This window comes from Pirellulales bacterium, assembly GCA_036267355.1.
Lineage (GTDB): Bacteria > Planctomycetota > Planctomycetia > Pirellulales > DATAWG01 > DATAWG01.
This window is the reverse complement of sequence record DATAWG010000073.1, coordinates 47,358-62,666: the sequence shown is the minus strand read 5'-3', so window position 1 is coordinate 62,666 and position 15,309 is coordinate 47,358. Positions and strand designations below refer to the sequence as shown.

Sequence of the window (15,309 nt, the reverse complement as noted above, 5' to 3'; positions counted from 1 at the left end):
TTTGAGACTTTGAGGACGAAGGCACAGCAGACGCTTCGCGTCCGCCTCAAAGCCTCACAGCCTCAAGCCTCACCGCCTATTCCGGCAACGGTTTTCCTTTGGTCTCCGGGCAGAACCAGATCAGCACCATGCCGACGACGTAGACCATGCTGATCGTGGTGCAGGCGCGGGGGTAACTGTCGTGAAATAGGCTCATCAAGCGGCCGGTTTCGAGCACGGCGCAGGCGGCGAAAATTCGGCCGAAGTTGTAGCTCAATCCTTGGCCGGTCGCGCGCACGCGGGTGGGAAACAACTCCGGCAAGTAGAGTGGCAGCCAACCGTAGAATGAAGCGGTGAAAAATCCCGCCACGCCCGCAGCCAGCAGAAACAGGTCGTCGTAGCGGCTCAATCCGCGAAACACGAATTGGCAAATCACGAGCGACGCGAGGCACAGACTGAAATAAACGATCCGCCGGCCGAACTTCCCGCCCAGCAGCGGTCCCAAAAAACTTCCCAAGATGGCCCCGATCGAAATCGCCACGAGCGTCGACCCTTTGGCAAACGGATCGGGCGGAGTCGCTTGATTCGCGATTTGATCGGCCCACGAGGGAAGAAACGCCTGCACGCAGCCCCAGGTTCCGATCAGCGCGACCGACGCCAATCCGATTGCCAATAGCGTGGACCGAATTAGCCGCGTGGTGAAAATCTCGCGCAGCGGATGCGTTTTGGAGAGCCGCACGGCTTGCCGCCACCGCGGCGATTCGGGAATAAACGCCAGAATCAAAAGCGCCAACAGGGCCGGCGCCGTGCAGGCCAGCATCGTCCAGCGCCAATGCTCGGGCGTTACCGGAAACGTCTTGAGCAGCATGCCGATGATGAAGTAGCCCAGATTTCCCGCGGCGCCGATCACGCCGGCCAACAGCGGCCGCAACCGGTCGGGCCAACATTCGATCACCAGCGCCACGCCCAACGCCCATTCGCCCCCCATCCCCAGCGCCGCCAGAAACCGCAGCACGCCAAGTTGCACCGGCGCCGTGGCGAAATAGGCCGCTCCGGTAAATACCGAATAGCCGATGATGCTCAACGCCATCGCGCGCACACGCCCGATCCGGTCGCCAAGCCAACCGAACAGCAATCCGCCGCAGGCCGCGCCCAGCAAGAAAGCGGCCATGAGATACGAAATCCATTGCCCGATGTCGGCCTCCGCGACCGAGCGGCCGAGCAGATCTTGCAAGGCCGGCCGGGCAACGCCCGAAAAGAGTCCCATCTCGACACCGTCGAACATCCAGCCCAGGATGGCCGTGATTAAGACAAGCCATTGGGCGACGGAGAGCCCTTGCCGCCTAACAAGCGGCGGTGCAATTTCGACGGCAGTTGGCTCGACGGGCGGCGGCATGAGGTTCCATTCGGGTCGGCACGAAAAATACGCTCGCGCTGAGGTCGTCCCTCCCTAACGCTTCGGGCTAGTGTGTTCCTCGCTAACACTTCGGGCTAGTGCTTCCCTCGTTCACACTTCGGTTTAGCACACTAGCCCGAAGCGTTAGCGAGGATGGCGGGGGCGGACGGCGAAGCAATTCATCGGCGTGCAGCGCGAATTCGGCGCGCGGGCGACACACGGAGTGCCTGCTACGTTGCATGTTGCCACCAATCGGCGACGGCGCGGCGACTGCGCTGGAGGGTTTCGATCATCGCCGCTTCGGTTTTTTTGCCGTCCGGCGCCCAATCGTATTCGATGTGGATCGACATCGGCGCATCGTAGTCGATCTTCTTTAGCAACGCAAAGAAATCGGTGTGCGAAAACTCGCCATCGCCGAACGGCACGAACTTCGCCGGGCGGCGCACGTCCTTGACGTACACGACGCGAATGTGGTTCTTGAGCCTTTCGAATCGCTCGCGCCACCCGTCGCCATGCGTGATGATCGCATGTCCCAGATCGAAAGCGACGGCAATCTGGCTCGGATCGAAATCCTTGACGATGTCGTACAGCTCGTCCAAATCGCCGCCGGCAGGAGCATTCAGCCGACTGCCGGGCGAGGAATGGTTTTGAAACAAAGCGCCCATACCGGTTTGCCGATTTATCGCCGCCAAGTCTTTCAAGCTCGCCTGAATTTCTGCCACAAGCGTTCGCGCCGGCTGCTCTGGCCGATGCGACCAATAGCCGAGCCGATAATAGCGGATGCCGAGTTTATGGCCCGCGGCGAGAATCTCCTCCGCATAGGGCGAATGGGCGCCGAGGATGTCGGTCGTCATCAGCAGCATCCGCAGGCCATGCTTGCCGAGCGCCGCGGCGTAGCGCGGCATATCCTCAGCGGCGCGCTCGGGAACGATTTCACCTTTTTTCCGCACGGCGCAATCGACGCCGTCGAGCCCGGCCGCGGCCGTGACGCGAGCCGATGGCTCGAAGTCCAGTTTCAGTTCTTGATAAACTTTGCCGAACACCGCCAGCGGCGGCAGCGGATGGGCTCGCAGCGCCTCCGATTGCGCGGCAACGGCTGCGCCGGACCGGCCGACGGAAATTGCCGCCGCGGCACCTCCGGCAACGCGCAGAAAATCGCGCCGTGTTAATTCCAGTGTCATTCGTCGCGCATCTCGCAAGGAATTTCTCGTTGTTCAACCATTCTGGTTCGATTGTAACTTGCGGTATTTCAGGCCGACACCCATTCGCTTGGAGCGCTTCCATGGGACCGGCCGCGGCTTGAATTGGCTACCCGCGTAGCGGATACTGCGATGAACCCGGCGGGGCTTCTTTTCTCCTCCCACTTACGGCTGATTCGTTCGCGCGAAATCCTCGTCATGAAGCAATCTATCTTGCGAGCGGCAATCGTGATCGGCGTTGTTTGGCTGGCCTGCCCAGCGACGTTCGTTTTCGTTCATCGGCCTGCGGCATTCCGATTCTCGGCGAACGCTGCGGCGGCTGAATCCCCGTCGCACGCCGCGGAGCCGGTTTCGCCGCGCGTGGCGTGGACAACATCGCACGTCACCGGTGCGCCCGAGCCGCCGCCGCCGTATGTCACCCCGCGCATATTTCCCAAGCTGGCCTTTACGCATCCGTTGGAAATGGTCGTCGCGCCCGGGAGCGACCGGTGGTTCGTCGTCGAACAAGGCGGCGAAATCTTTTCGTTCCCAAACAGCCAGGATTGCGCGAAAGCCGACCTGTTTCTCGACATCCAGAAACAGAGCCAAATGCTGCCGCCGAGCGTCGTGCTGGGCGACACGTATGGCTTGGCGTTCGATCCGAAGTTCGCCGAAAACCATTATTGTTATGTCTGCTACAACGTGTACGGCAAGCCCGGCAACACGCAATTGCCCGACGGCACGCGCGTCTCGCGATTCCGAGTGACAGGGATCGACCCGCCGCGCGTCGATCCGGCCAGCGAGAAGATCATCATCACCTGGCTGGGCGGAGGGCATAACGGCGGATCGTTGAAATTCGGGCCCGATGGTTTTCTCTACATTTCCAGCGGCGACGGCGGATTCCCGAATCCGCCCGACCCCCACAACACCGGCCAAGACATCAGCGATCTGCTTTCCTCGATTCTGCGGATCGACGTCGATCATCCATCGGGCAATCGGCCCTACACGATTCCGGCCGACAACCCGTTTGTCGACACCCCCGGCGCCCGGGGCGAAGTGTGGGCCTATGGCTTGCGAAATCCCTGGCGGATGAGCTTCGACCGCCAAACGGGCGAACTGTGGGCCGGCGATGTCGGCTGGGAATTGTGGGAATCGATCGACCGGATAAAAAAGGGAGGCAACTACGGCTGGAGCATCGTGGAGGGCCCCCAGCCCGTCTATCCCGACCATAAGTGTGGCCCGACGCCGATCCTGGCTCCAAATCTCGCTTTCCCGCACACCGACGCGTGCTGCATCATCGGCGGCTATGTGTATCGCGGTAAGCGGCTCAAGGAACTGGTGGGCAGCTATATCTGTGGCGACTGGGAAACGCGCCGCATGTGGGGCACACGGTTCGATGGCGACAAACCGGTCTCGCATCGCGAGCTCGTCGAGGGAGGACCGCGGATCGTTGCATTCGGCGAAGCCCATGATGGCGAACTGTGCATCCTCGACTACGATTTGGGAACGATCCACGAACTTCAGCCCAATCCCGAGCGCGACACGCACGCCGCATTTCCCACACGGCTTAGCCAAACTGGATTGTTCGAGCCGGCGGAAACCGATCGGCGGGGGGCTCCGCCGTCGGCTCGCGGCGTTTTCCGTCGGCTCGCGCCCGGCGTCGTGCCGTTTTCGATCGTCGCCGAGCAATGGGCCGACCATGCGACGGCCGAACGGTTTATCGCACTGCCGGGGCTGTCGAGCGTCGAGGTGCATCGCGAACCGGTCGACGTCCCCGGCTCGATGTTCAGCCAGCAGGAAGCGTTCCCGAAGGACGGACTGCTCGTAAAAACTTTTTCGATGGAAATGGAAAGCGGCAACCCGGCGTCGCGGCGGCGGCTGGAAACGCAATTGCTGCACTTCAATGGCCGCGATTGGCGCGGCTATAGCTACCGCTGGAACGACGCCGAGACCGACGCCACTTTGGTGGCCGCGTCCGGCGAAGACCGCAAGCTCGCGGTCGCCGATCCCCATGCGCCCGGCGGCAAGCGCATCCAGACGTGGCACTATCCCAGCCGCAACGAATGCCTGATGTGCCACAATCCGTGGGTCCGATATCAATTGGCGTTCACACCGCCGCAATTGGCCGCCCACGATCAACTGAGCCGGCTGGAAAAGATGGGCATCATCCGGTGGGCCGCCGACCCGTCGGAAGAATTTCCCGATCCCGACAAACTGCCCCCTGTCGAGTTGGTCAATCCGTACGACCGGTCGGCCGATTTGGATCGCCGGGCCCGATCGTATCTGCACGTGAATTGCTCGCATTGCCACCAGTTCGGCGCCGGCGGCACGGCCGACATCGAGCTGCGAGCCAATTTTCCGATCGCCTCGACGAAGCTGCTCGGGGCCCAGCCGAAACAAGGCTCCTTCGGAATCAAAGACGCGCAGATCGTTGCCGGCGGCGACCCTTACCGCTCGGTGCTATTTTATCGCACATCGAAGATGGGGCACGGCCGGATGCCGCACATCGGCTCGGAATTGGTCGATGTCGCCGGCATCGAATTGCTGCGCGATTGGATTCGGCAATTGCCGGTTCGCCCCGACGACACTTTCGCCATCGAACAATTGCGCAAGTTGGACGAATCCACGGCATTGGCCCGAGAGCGGCAAAACCGCCCACGCGATCTTGCGCTGCGGTCCCGCGATATCGCCAAGCAAAACGATCGCGACAACCCGAGCGAATCCGACCGAAAACTTGCTGCCGAGCAGCTCGACCGCGAAGCGAAGGTTCAAGTCGTCGCGCGAGCGAAACGGCGTGTCGAAATGATTCAGCGCTTGCTCTCATCCACCTCGAGCGCGCTACTGCTATCGCACGAAATCGACGTTCGGCCATTGCCGCCTGCGCTGCGCGAGCAAATGGTGAGCATGGCTTATGCGAATGGCGATCCGCAAATCCGCGATTTGTTCGAGCGCTTCGTGCCCGCGGAAAAGCGCGTCGCGCGGTTGGGAAGCATGATCGACTCCAGCCGGCTTTTGGCGGTCGCGGGCGATGCCGAGCGCGGCCGGGCGTTGTTCTTCAGCAACTCAGGCGTGCAATGCAAGAATTGCCACCGCATCGGCGACCAGGGTGGAAAGATCGGGCCGGAGCTGACGCACATCGGCAAGAAATACAGTCGGGCCCAGTTGCTGGCAAAACTGCTCGAACCCTCGAAGACAATCCTTCCCGAATACATTCCCTATCTCGCTCGCACCAGCGACGGAAAATCGCATGTGGGAATTTTGGTGGCAAAGACCGATCGCGAAGTGGTGTTGCACGACGTCGACGACAAACTGGTTCGCATCCCCGCCGCCGATGTCGAACAATTGATCAAACAAACCCGTTCGCTGATGCCGGACCAATTGCTGCGCGATCTGTCGGCCGAGCAAGCCGCGGATCTATTGAGCTTTTTGGAATCGTTGAAGTAAACCGTCCCTATCAGGCAAAGGCAAGCAAAGGAGAAGTGGTAATGCACGAACCACGACGTTTTCGCGCCAGATTGTTTGTGCCCGCAATGCTTGCAATTCTGGCGATTGGAATTCTCGAATTTGCCTCGGCAATGGCAGCCGATAAGGCGCCGGCCGCCGGCGGAAAGGTTGCCGGAATCTACATCGATGGGCGGGGCGAGTCGATCACCGTCAAAGCCGATGGCGAAGACGAGCCGGTCAAATATCTCATCGATCCGGCCGACAAGAATCTACAGAATGCGTTCAAATCGATTTTCAGTGCCAGCCGCGTGCAATTGACCTACAAGACCGAAGGCGACGCCCGACGATTGGTCAGCATCAAGAAGCAGGTTCTCCGAGCATCGGGAACCGTGACGGGCACCGTCGTGAAGGTCTACAACAAGTTTTGGGTCGAGGTAAAACCCAAAAACGGCCTGCCCGACGCCTATGCCGCCGGCGCGAATTACAAAGACAAAGAATTCATGGCCAAGCTGCAAAGCTTGCAACCCAGTGACACGGTAACAATCACCTTCAACACCGACTTCGAGCGCCATCGCATCAAGACGTTGAAGAAGGTTCAATAAGCAAGTCGGGCTTAGCCCGGATTATTCAGTGCGCCGGAAATCTGAAAAACGCTGCGATATAGTAGCCCGAAGCGTTAGCGATGGTAAGTGTCAGTCGCTTCCTCGCTTACGCTTCGGGCTACTATCGCACTATCGCTAATCCGGTTCAGCGCTTCATGCCACATCACCCGGAGGCGATCGAATTGGTCCGGCGGAGTGCGGCTCTGCTGAATGCCGGCGATCGCGGGGCGGCGGCGGAAATGCTGCGAGAGGCGCTGGCAATCGAGCCCCGCGTCGCTGCCTGGCATTGCGATTTGGCGGTGCTCGATCAGACCGCGGGCCGAATCGAGCAGGCCGAGGCCGAGTATCGCCGGGCCGTTGAATGCGATTCGTCGCTAAGGCCAGCGTGGTACAACCTGGGTTGCCTGCTCAACGAACAGGATCGCGAAGCGGAGGGACTGGAGTGTTTTCAGCAGGCGGTGCGGCTCGATTCCAACCAAGCGGCGGCACATCACAATCTGGCTCAATCGCTGTTCAATCTGGGCCACACCGATGAAGCGATCGCGCATTATCGCCGCGCTGCGGCACTCGGCGGCGGCACCAAGCCGGAAACGATGCTCGCACTGTCGATCGCGGTCAGCCCGACCGCCACGCCGCGCGAAGTGTTCGAGACCCGCCGCGCTTGGTCGCGCCGCCATCTGCCAAGGGCCGATCGATCGCCGATCGCCGTCGGCGCAAGCGGCGCCGACTCACCCAATTTGTGTGGCAGTTCGCTTGCGGTTTCGCGCGTCGCCCTGGCTGCCGCGCCGCCCTCCGCCGAAAGCCCCGGCCGCCCCCTGCGGCTCGGCTACGTCTCCGCCTACTTCGACTATCCGAACTGGATGAAGCCAGTTTGGCCGGTGATCAATAGCCACGATCGCAGGCAATTTGAACTATTTCTCTATTCCGATGGGCGGAACGAATCGCTTCCCCCCGGCTACGAGCCCAACCCCGCGGATCGCGTTCATTTCACAGCGTCGCTCGACAACGCAGTACTGGCCAATCTCATTGCGAGCCACGGAATCGACGTGCTGGTCGATTTGAACGGCTTCAGCCGCCTGCAGCGATTACCGCTGTTTGCATTTCGCCCGGCCGCGTTGAACGTCGGTTGGTTCAATATGTTTGCGACCACCGGCATGGAAGCGTTCGATTATCTGATCGGCGATCACACGGTGCTCGCACCGGGCGATGAAGCTGATTATTGCGAAAAGTTGGTACGGCTCGACGGCTGTTATTTGGCGTTCGCGGTGGAATATGCGGTGCCGCCGGTCGTGCCGCTGCCATGCCTTGCCGGACGGCCGTTTACGTTCGGCAGCCTTGCGTCGCTGTATAAGCTCACGCCGCAGGTCGTCGCCCTCTGGTCGCGAGTGCTCGAGCAATCGCCCGGTAGCCGGCTGCTGTTGCGAAATCAGGGTTTGCGATCGGCGGGCAATCGCCGGCACCTGGCCGCGCGATTTATCCGGCATGGAATCGCTGCCGATCGGTTGGAACTCTTGGGGCCGACCGACCATTTCCAGTTTTTGCAAACGTACGACGCGATCGATTTGGCCCTCGACCCGTGGCCATACAACGGCGGCACGACCACGAGCGAAGCCCTGTGGCAAGGTGTGCCGGTGGCGTCGATCCGCGGCGACCGCTGGACATCACGGGTCAGTGCGTCGCTGCTGACGGCGGCGGGCCTCTCCGAGTTCATCGCCTCCGACGTGGAGTCGCTCGTGCGGCTTGCCTCGGCCGCCGCAAAGGATCCCGGCCGCTTGGCCGGCCTCCGTGGTGAACTGCGCGAGCAACTGCGCCGCAGTCCGGCGTGCGACACGAACGGCCTCACCCGGCAATTGGAATTCGCCTATCGACGAATGCGGCTTGAGGCCAAGCCGAACGATTGACTTTTCGCGGCACGCTCGGAACGTTCGGACGAGTGCTTGCGAGCCCGCAGGCGTGTAGGTCTAATATCTGTTGCATGGCGATTTGTCCCAGAACAGTTTCTCCCAGCAGTGTCGCTCCTCATGCCTCAAATACCGAGCTTCGCGTGCCGATCCCGCATCCGCAAATTTCTTCCGTTCACGGTCGGCCGAACAACAACTTCCGCTTTTCGACCCCTTCACTCTGCCCTCTTCCGCAAGGGGAGGGAGGGCTGCGGAGAAGTTATTTTTCGGCCGAGCCTTAGCCGCAAGCCCGTCGCCTTTTTTGCGGCGCTTTCATTCGCGCTGGTTTCGCTGGCCGGTTGTGGTGGTTCCAGCGATCCGTATAGCTACGTGCAAGAGCACGGCAGCGTCACCTTCACCGATGGCTCGTTGATTAAGGCGCCTAGGATTCAACTGATTTTCGTATCGCAAACGCCGCCGGTCGATCCGAAATTCTCCCCACCCCTCGGGATCGCGGAAGTCAATCCGGCGGATGGGAGCTACGATTTCATCATGAGCCACATCCATAAAGGGATTGTTCCGGGCAAGCATAAAGTGATCGTGCGGTGCATCAGCGCGAAGGATCGGCCGATCACGGATCTGGTCGGCGTCGAGTATGCCGACCTTACGACGACGCCGCTCGTGGCCGATACGGCAAATCCGGAGTCATTCACGTTCAAGATCAACAAATACTCGGGGCCTGCCCATCCGAACATGCAGGGCCAGCGCGGGATGCGGTCTCCCGGAATGCAGTATCCCGGCCCGCAAGGCGGCAACGTCCAGGGAGGCCGCCGATAGTCGGCCGCGAATTTTCTCGCGGGCGCGCGACGAAGCGCGCCGCGCTTCACTCGCCCGTCGGCCCTCGCACCTCGCCCCTTCCTCCGTTCTTCCTGATTCCCAGGATTAACTCCACCTCACCGACTTGGCTGCCGATTTGGCTTGCGATCGTTGCCGGCGATAGGCCGGCGTCGGCGAGGGCGTAGACGCGATCGAATCGCGGCTTGTCTGCGCCGTCTGCCGTTGTCGAGCCGGCCGGTGCAATCGCCGGGACTCGTCGCGGCTCGGTGGCGTTGACTGCGGCGCGGATTGGCGGACGCTTCGGTGGTACGCCCGTTGGCGGCTGCGATGCCTTCGCTGCCGTCACCTGGAGTTCGGCGCGATCGGTCTTGCCCGATTCCGTCGTTTCGCGCGAGCGAGCTAGTGCTGCCTCAAGCCGGGCGGCCGCTTTGTCGGACTCGCGGATCAGCAATTCCAAAATCCGGATTTTGCTGTCTAGTTGGCCCGACAGATCGCGGGCCAGATCGTGCATCGCCACTTCCCATCTTTCGAAATCTCGAGGGGGCGCTGCGGCGGATGCCGACCGTTGCGAGCCCGCTGCCTGCGGCGCACCCGATGAAGGGGCGGCGATTGGTGGCGCGTCGGCGCGCGGAACCTGATATTCGCTCACCTGCCGAAAATAACGCCGCGAACGGACCAACAACACGACGATCATCAACGACAGCCCGAGCAAAAAAACGACTTGCGCAGCGCCGATTTCGCCGAGCACCAGTGCTAGTTGATCCATACGACTTCGTCCATGAAGACCCGTAGGTCGGGCTTTCCAGCCTGACAAGTTTTTTCGACGGATGGTCTAGCGGCCCGCATCCGCGGCGGAGTCGCGGTCTACGGAGCCCGCCGCGCTAGCAAGGAAATCGGACTGGTACTGCCTTGCTAGCGCTGCGGGCTCTGGGGTTTTCGCGCCCTAATCCATACCAAACGCTTGCGGATCGAACGCCCGCTGTGCCGCTTCAATCACGACGCGCAGCGGCACACGGTTTTCATCGGCCAATCGGCGGCATGTTTCGTACTCGGGGGAAAAACCGGCCGGACTGCCCGGCGGATGCCACAACACGCCGTCGATCGGGCCCCAAGCGGTCTGCACTTCATGCCGCTCGCGCGCCAACGCTCGCCGCTTTGCCGGCCAGCGGCGAACACCCAACGTCGGCGTCTGGCGAAACACGATCGCCTCGAGCCGCTCGACATCCGCCGGGCGGCACAAAACGGAGAGCAACACGCCGGGCCGGTTCTTTTTCATCTGCACAGCGGTGGTGTAAACGTCGAGCGCTCCCGCGGCAAGCAGCAGGCCGGAGCAATAGCCGACGAGTTCGCCGGTCGCATCGTCGAGTTGCGTTTCGAGCGTCCAGACGGTTTCCAGGGCGTCGGCCGAATTGTCCGGCTCGCCCAAGAACAACCGCAGCAGGTTCGGCTGTTCTTTCATGTCGCGGCTGCCGGCGCCATAGCCGATCCGCCTGATTCGCATCGTCGGCACGGGGCCGAATTCGTCGGCCAGCGTCGCCACGATCGCTGCGCCCGTGGGGGTCGTCAATTCGGCTTCGATGTCGCTAGCGGCAAGCGGTATGTCGCGCAGCAATTCGGCGGTGGCGGGAGCGGGAATGCTGCATCGGCCGTGGGCGATCGTTATGAACCCGTGCCCGGTCGGCACTGGCGATACTACGAGCCGATCGATCTGCAAGAGATCAAAGCCGATCGCCGCGCCGACGATATCGGCAATGGAATCGACCGCGCCGACTTCGTGGAAATGAACTTTGTCGATCGTGGCGCCGTGCACTTTCGCTTCGGCCTCGGCCAATCGCTTGAAGATTTGCGTCGCCAAATCTTTTTGCCGCGACGAAAGCCGGCTGCGGTCGATCATCGCCGTGATGTGGTGTAGATGCCGGTGAGCATGTTCGGGCTCGGTTTCGACGGTGATGTGCATGCCGCGAAACGCCTGCCGCCGCACCTCATTGGCCACCAGGCGGCAACTCGGCAGCCCGAGCGAATCGATGCCGGCCTGAATGGCCGCCAGGTCGGCCCCCGCATCGATGAGCGCCGCCAGCGTCATGTCGCCGCTAACTCCGCTCGGGCAATCTAGATAGGCCAGTGTCACGATCGTTTCTTCCAGACGCCCCGCAGATAATTTGCCATTGGATTGCCGCCAGTATACGACGAGCGGCCGATTTTCGAAACGCGGATCGAAGCCAACCGGCGGCGGGAAACGTGCATTTTCGCAATGTTCTAGCTAATGCTCGGCCGAAAAACAAATTCTCCACAGCCCCCTTTCCCCTTGCAGGAGAGGGCAGGGTGAGGGGTTCGAAAAGCGGAAGTCATTTTTCGGCAGAGTCTAAGCTCTTAAAATTCCCCCGACCAGCACACGAGGCGCAAAGCGTTAGCGACGGAGGTCCGCAACCTCGACGTCGTCTCGCTATCTGCCGAGCCGCATGCAGAATGGCTCGACGCGTTAGTCCAGCGACCCGTAACGGAGCGCACGCTCAACGATCATAGGCTCGGCCCTGGCCACTGCTCTTTGCAGCACCGTTTGGGAAATATTCGTAAACTAACTCGAACTTTCCGAACCCCCGTGCCCAGGAGCAAAAGGCCGTTACGACTCCCTCGCTTACGCTTCGGGCTTGTGTTGCGTCACAGCAAAGATTTGGGATTGTGGGCCGGACGCGCTCCGTTGCGGGGTCGCGTTCAACACTAGGCGCGAAGCGTTAGCGAGGATGCGCTCCGTTGCGGGTCGCCCCCACGAACGCATTTTGATCCAATGTGCATGCGCTTTGCCGCCTGCAGCGAGACGATGCCGCCGTAGCGGCGCTCCATCGCTTACGCTTCGGGCTTGTGTTGCGTTACAGCAACGATTTGGGTCGTGGGGCGGTTGTTGGGCGGCGAATCGTCGGACGACACGAACGCATTAATCCAATGTGCATGCGGCTGTTCCGCTTGCAGCGAGACGATGCCGCCGCAGCGGCGATTTCTCGCTAAGCCGCCTTGCTCACGCTGAAATCGTCGCTTCCTCGTTTTCTTCGGCGTCGGCGCCATGAGAGGCGATCGACGTGCGGATGCCGATCTTTAGCGTGCGAATTTTTCGCCGCAGGCAACCGCGGGTGATTCCGAGAATGATCGCGGCATGCGACTGATTGCCCCCCGTCGAGCGAAGCACCTGCATAATCAGGTAGCGTTCCATCAACTCCACCGTTTCGGCATACAAATTCGTCGAGCCGGCACGGAGCCGGCTTTCGACTAACGGTTGCAGATTGCTCGAAGATTCGTCACTTCCGTTGAAAACCCGCGGCATGGCGGGCTCGCGGTGGATCACCTCGGGCAGAAAATCGGGAATGATAACCGGACCCGCGGCTTGCAGCAGCGATTGCCTGAGCACGCTTTGCAATTCGCGAATATTGCCCGGCCAACTGTATTGCATCAGTTGGTGCAGTGCATCGGGGCTGATGGCTTGCACTTCCTTTCCCAATTCGTGGCGGAAGCGATGCAAGAAATGCTCGAGTAACAATAGCAGGTCGTCGCCGCGCTCGCGCAGCGCCGGCAATTGGATCGTAAAGCCATTCAGGCGGTAGTAGAGATCGCCGCGAAATTGCCCGTCGGCGACCATCTGTTCCAAATTGCAATTCGTGGCGGCGATGATCCGCACGTCGGTTTCGAGCGTCGTATTGCCGCCGACGCGTTCGAACCGCTGTTCTTGCAACACGCGGAGCACTTTGCTTTGAATCAAAGCAGACATGTCTCCGACTTCGTCCAAGAAGATCGTGCCGCCTGAGCATTGTTCGAATTTGCCGATCCGTCGAGAATCGGCGCCGGTGAACGACCCGCGCTCGTGGCCGAAGAGCTCGCTTTCCAGGAGCGACTCGGGGATCGCCGCGCAATTGACGGCCAGGAAGGGGCCGCCCGCGCGCGGGCTATGCTGATAGATGGCCCGGGCGACGAGTTCCTTGCCGGTGCCGCTTTCGCCGCGGATGAGCACGATCACGTCTTGCGACGCGACGCGTCCGATGGCTTTATACACCTCCTGCATCTTGGGGCTGCGGCCAACGAGCGAATCGCCGGCTTGCCCGGCGGTCGGCGGCAGCGGCACGTCGACCGGCACCCGCATGAGCCGCCGCATTTCGAGGGCTCGGTGCACCAACTGCCGCACCGTCGGCAAGTCCAACGGCTTCATCAGGTAGTCGTAGGCCCCGTTCGACATGGCCTCGATCGCCGTGTCGCTGTTGCCGTGGGCCGTGATGTAGATCACCGGCAGCTTGCGGTCGATTTCCTGAATTTGCCGGAAGACATCGAGCCAATTCGTTCCCGGCAGCATCACGTCCAAGAGCAACACGTCGGGCGTATGCTGTCGCAGGTGGGCGAGGCCTTCTTCGGCCGTGAGCGCAGTCAACACCGCCACGTCCGTCTTTTCGAAGCCGCGCTCGATCAAACGCAAAACGCTTCGGTCGTCGTCGATCACCAATAGCCGAGGCATGACAAAGTCTCCAGTCTGAGGACACGCGGAAACTAGGTTTACAAACAACGGCCGCTGGGCAAATTACCCATGACCGGGGCCTCCGTCAACTCTAGACGGCGAGTCAAACCACCGTTCCGCTCGGCAACCAAGTGAAACTGCTGCCCCAGTTCCCCGGTCGGTCGAAATTCATCGATTCGCGTTCATCGCCGATTCAAATCGCATAACAGCAACACCATATCGTGCAACTGGCCGCTCCGGTCGCGGATAAAGTCGGCCAACCGCGCGGCAGGGGAAAACCCACGCCGCGCGAGATGATCCATCAACTCGAATTGCTCTGCCGCACATTCATACACCAATTTGTGCACACCCAGATCCCGCGCCAACTCGACAAGTTCGCCCAAGAGCCGGCCGCCAATGCCGCGACGGCGGAAATCGGGATGCACGAGTGTTCGAATCTTGGCGACATGGGCCGTCCAGAGGCCCGGTTCCTGTTCCAAAGTCGCGTCGCCCACGATGCGATCCCCTTCCCAAGCCAAGAGCGGGAAAACATGCCGGTAGTCGAGTTCCGAGCACCACTGCTCGACCCGCTCGGCAATCGAAGCGTCGCGGCGAAAAAATCGCTGTTCCTCCTCGGGCACGGAATGCAAGAACGCTTCCAGATATTGCCAATCGCTGGGCACCATCGGCGCCAAGGTCAGGCGGCGGCCAGCCGCAAGCTCCAAATCGTGCGGGTAGCGGCCGCCGATCGAGTCGCCGAGGTGGTTGTCCCACGATACGGTCAACGGGCGCATGGCACACACGCTTTCTTTCTGCGGCGCGATCGAGCTCAGCGGGCGCTGCTCAAGCCGACGGAGCTCACCACTTCCACGCGGTTTTCGATCCGCTCGATCTGCGGCAACTGCCCCAGCACCGCCTGCAATATCTGCTTGAGATAGAACGACGGCACCCGGCCGCGCAGCGTGAGTACGCCGTTGTCAAAGCGATAATCGACGTGCTTGAAATAGAATTGATAAGGGCAGTTATCGGCGACCCATTCGCGCGCTAATCGCTCGATCCAAGAAGCTGAACTTGGCTGTGCGGCGCGTTCGTCGCTCGCTGAAGATAGTGCTCCGGCCGCGGCCTGTCGGCTCGCCGCTGATTGGCTAATCATCTTGTTCAACCCTCCGGTGGCAGGCGTCTTGCAATTTTTCGCCAGCCTTGGCTCGTTACTCTCGAGACGCCGCGGCACGTCGGCTGCGACCATCTCTCCGCCATGCACTCATTGCACTAGCTCCCCGTAGAAGCTATTTTTGCGCTTTCCTGGACGATTTAAAATCGGGGCAATTCCTAATTTTGCGTAGCGGAAACCACTATTTCGCGGCGATCTGGCATTGTTTTCGCACGCATATCACTGCCCTATTCGCCGTTTTTGATCTACCGTGGCCGTACGCCTAAAAATCCGATACAGGCGTTTCGGCCAGGTCAGAGGGTCAGCATTGAGTCCCGGGACAGTTTTGTTCGGCCGGCAGAGGGGGTTTGC

Annotated in this window: 11 protein-coding genes; 4 read left to right on the top strand and 7 right to left on the bottom strand. The window is 61.1% G+C overall.

Annotated elements, in window-relative coordinates; all coding sequences use genetic code 11:
• Window positions 1-76: 76 nt before the first annotated feature.
• Together VHX65_11360 and VHX65_11355 are read right to left on the bottom strand one after the other, a co-directional pair.
• The gene (locus tag VHX65_11360; protein ID HEX3999139.1) at window positions 77-1,375 is read right to left on the bottom strand and encodes an MFS transporter; all 1,299 of its coding nucleotides are present in this window, start codon (window positions 1,373-1,375) and stop codon (window positions 77-79) included.
• 230 nt (window positions 1,376-1,605) lie between these two features.
• Window positions 1,606-2,556: a sugar phosphate isomerase/epimerase family protein gene (locus tag VHX65_11355; protein HEX3999138.1), complete on the bottom strand. Its 951-nt coding sequence runs from the start codon at window positions 2,554-2,556 to the stop codon at window positions 1,606-1,608.
• Window positions 2,557-2,772: 216 nt separating this feature from the next.
• Here VHX65_11355 and VHX65_11350 point away from each other — a divergent pair, with 216 nt between their 5' ends.
• The 4 genes from VHX65_11350 (at window position 2,773) to VHX65_11335 (ending at window position 9,316) form a co-directional block, all read left to right on the top strand.
• Window positions 2,773-5,997, top strand: coding sequence for a PQQ-dependent sugar dehydrogenase (locus VHX65_11350; GenBank protein HEX3999137.1), 3,225 nt, complete (start codon window positions 2,773-2,775; stop codon window positions 5,995-5,997).
• A gap of 41 nt (window positions 5,998-6,038) precedes the next feature.
• Window positions 6,039-6,599 (top strand): hypothetical protein, encoded by a 561-nt coding sequence (locus tag VHX65_11345; protein ID HEX3999136.1) that lies wholly within the window; start codon window positions 6,039-6,041, stop codon window positions 6,597-6,599.
• Window positions 6,600-6,754: 155 nt separating this feature from the next.
• Window positions 6,755-8,500 (top strand): tetratricopeptide repeat protein, encoded by a 1,746-nt coding sequence (locus VHX65_11340; GenBank protein HEX3999135.1) that lies wholly within the window; start codon window positions 6,755-6,757, stop codon window positions 8,498-8,500.
• A 408-nt stretch (window positions 8,501-8,908) separates the two neighbouring features.
• Window positions 8,909-9,316 carry a hypothetical protein gene (locus tag VHX65_11335; protein ID HEX3999134.1) on the top strand — a complete coding sequence of 136 codons (408 nt, stop codon included), beginning with the start codon at window positions 8,909-8,911 and terminating at the stop codon, window positions 9,314-9,316.
• Between the two features lie 46 nt (window positions 9,317-9,362).
• Here VHX65_11335 and VHX65_11330 read toward each other — a convergent pair whose 3' ends face one another.
• The 5 genes from VHX65_11330 to VHX65_11310 all read right to left on the bottom strand — a co-directional run bounded on the left by VHX65_11330 (window position 9,363) and on the right by VHX65_11310 (window position 14,940).
• Window positions 9,363-10,082, bottom strand: coding sequence for a hypothetical protein (locus tag VHX65_11330; protein HEX3999133.1), 720 nt, complete (start codon window positions 10,080-10,082; stop codon window positions 9,363-9,365).
• 177 nt (window positions 10,083-10,259) lie between these two features.
• Window positions 10,260-11,444 carry a nickel pincer cofactor biosynthesis protein LarC gene (gene larC, locus VHX65_11325; GenBank protein ID HEX3999132.1) on the bottom strand — a complete coding sequence of 395 codons (1,185 nt, stop codon included), beginning with the start codon at window positions 11,442-11,444 and terminating at the stop codon, window positions 10,260-10,262.
• A gap of 885 nt (window positions 11,445-12,329) precedes the next feature.
• Window positions 12,330-13,808 (bottom strand): sigma-54 dependent transcriptional regulator, encoded by a 1,479-nt coding sequence (locus VHX65_11320; protein HEX3999131.1) that lies wholly within the window; start codon window positions 13,806-13,808, stop codon window positions 12,330-12,332.
• Window positions 13,809-13,990: 182 nt separating this feature from the next.
• The gene (locus VHX65_11315) at window positions 13,991-14,581 is read right to left on the bottom strand and encodes a GNAT family N-acetyltransferase (protein ID HEX3999130.1); all 591 of its coding nucleotides are present in this window, start codon (window positions 14,579-14,581) and stop codon (window positions 13,991-13,993) included.
• A gap of 35 nt (window positions 14,582-14,616) precedes the next feature.
• The gene (locus VHX65_11310; protein HEX3999129.1) at window positions 14,617-14,940 is read right to left on the bottom strand and encodes a BON domain-containing protein; all 324 of its coding nucleotides are present in this window, start codon (window positions 14,938-14,940) and stop codon (window positions 14,617-14,619) included.
• Window positions 14,941-15,309 lie beyond the last annotated feature (369 nt).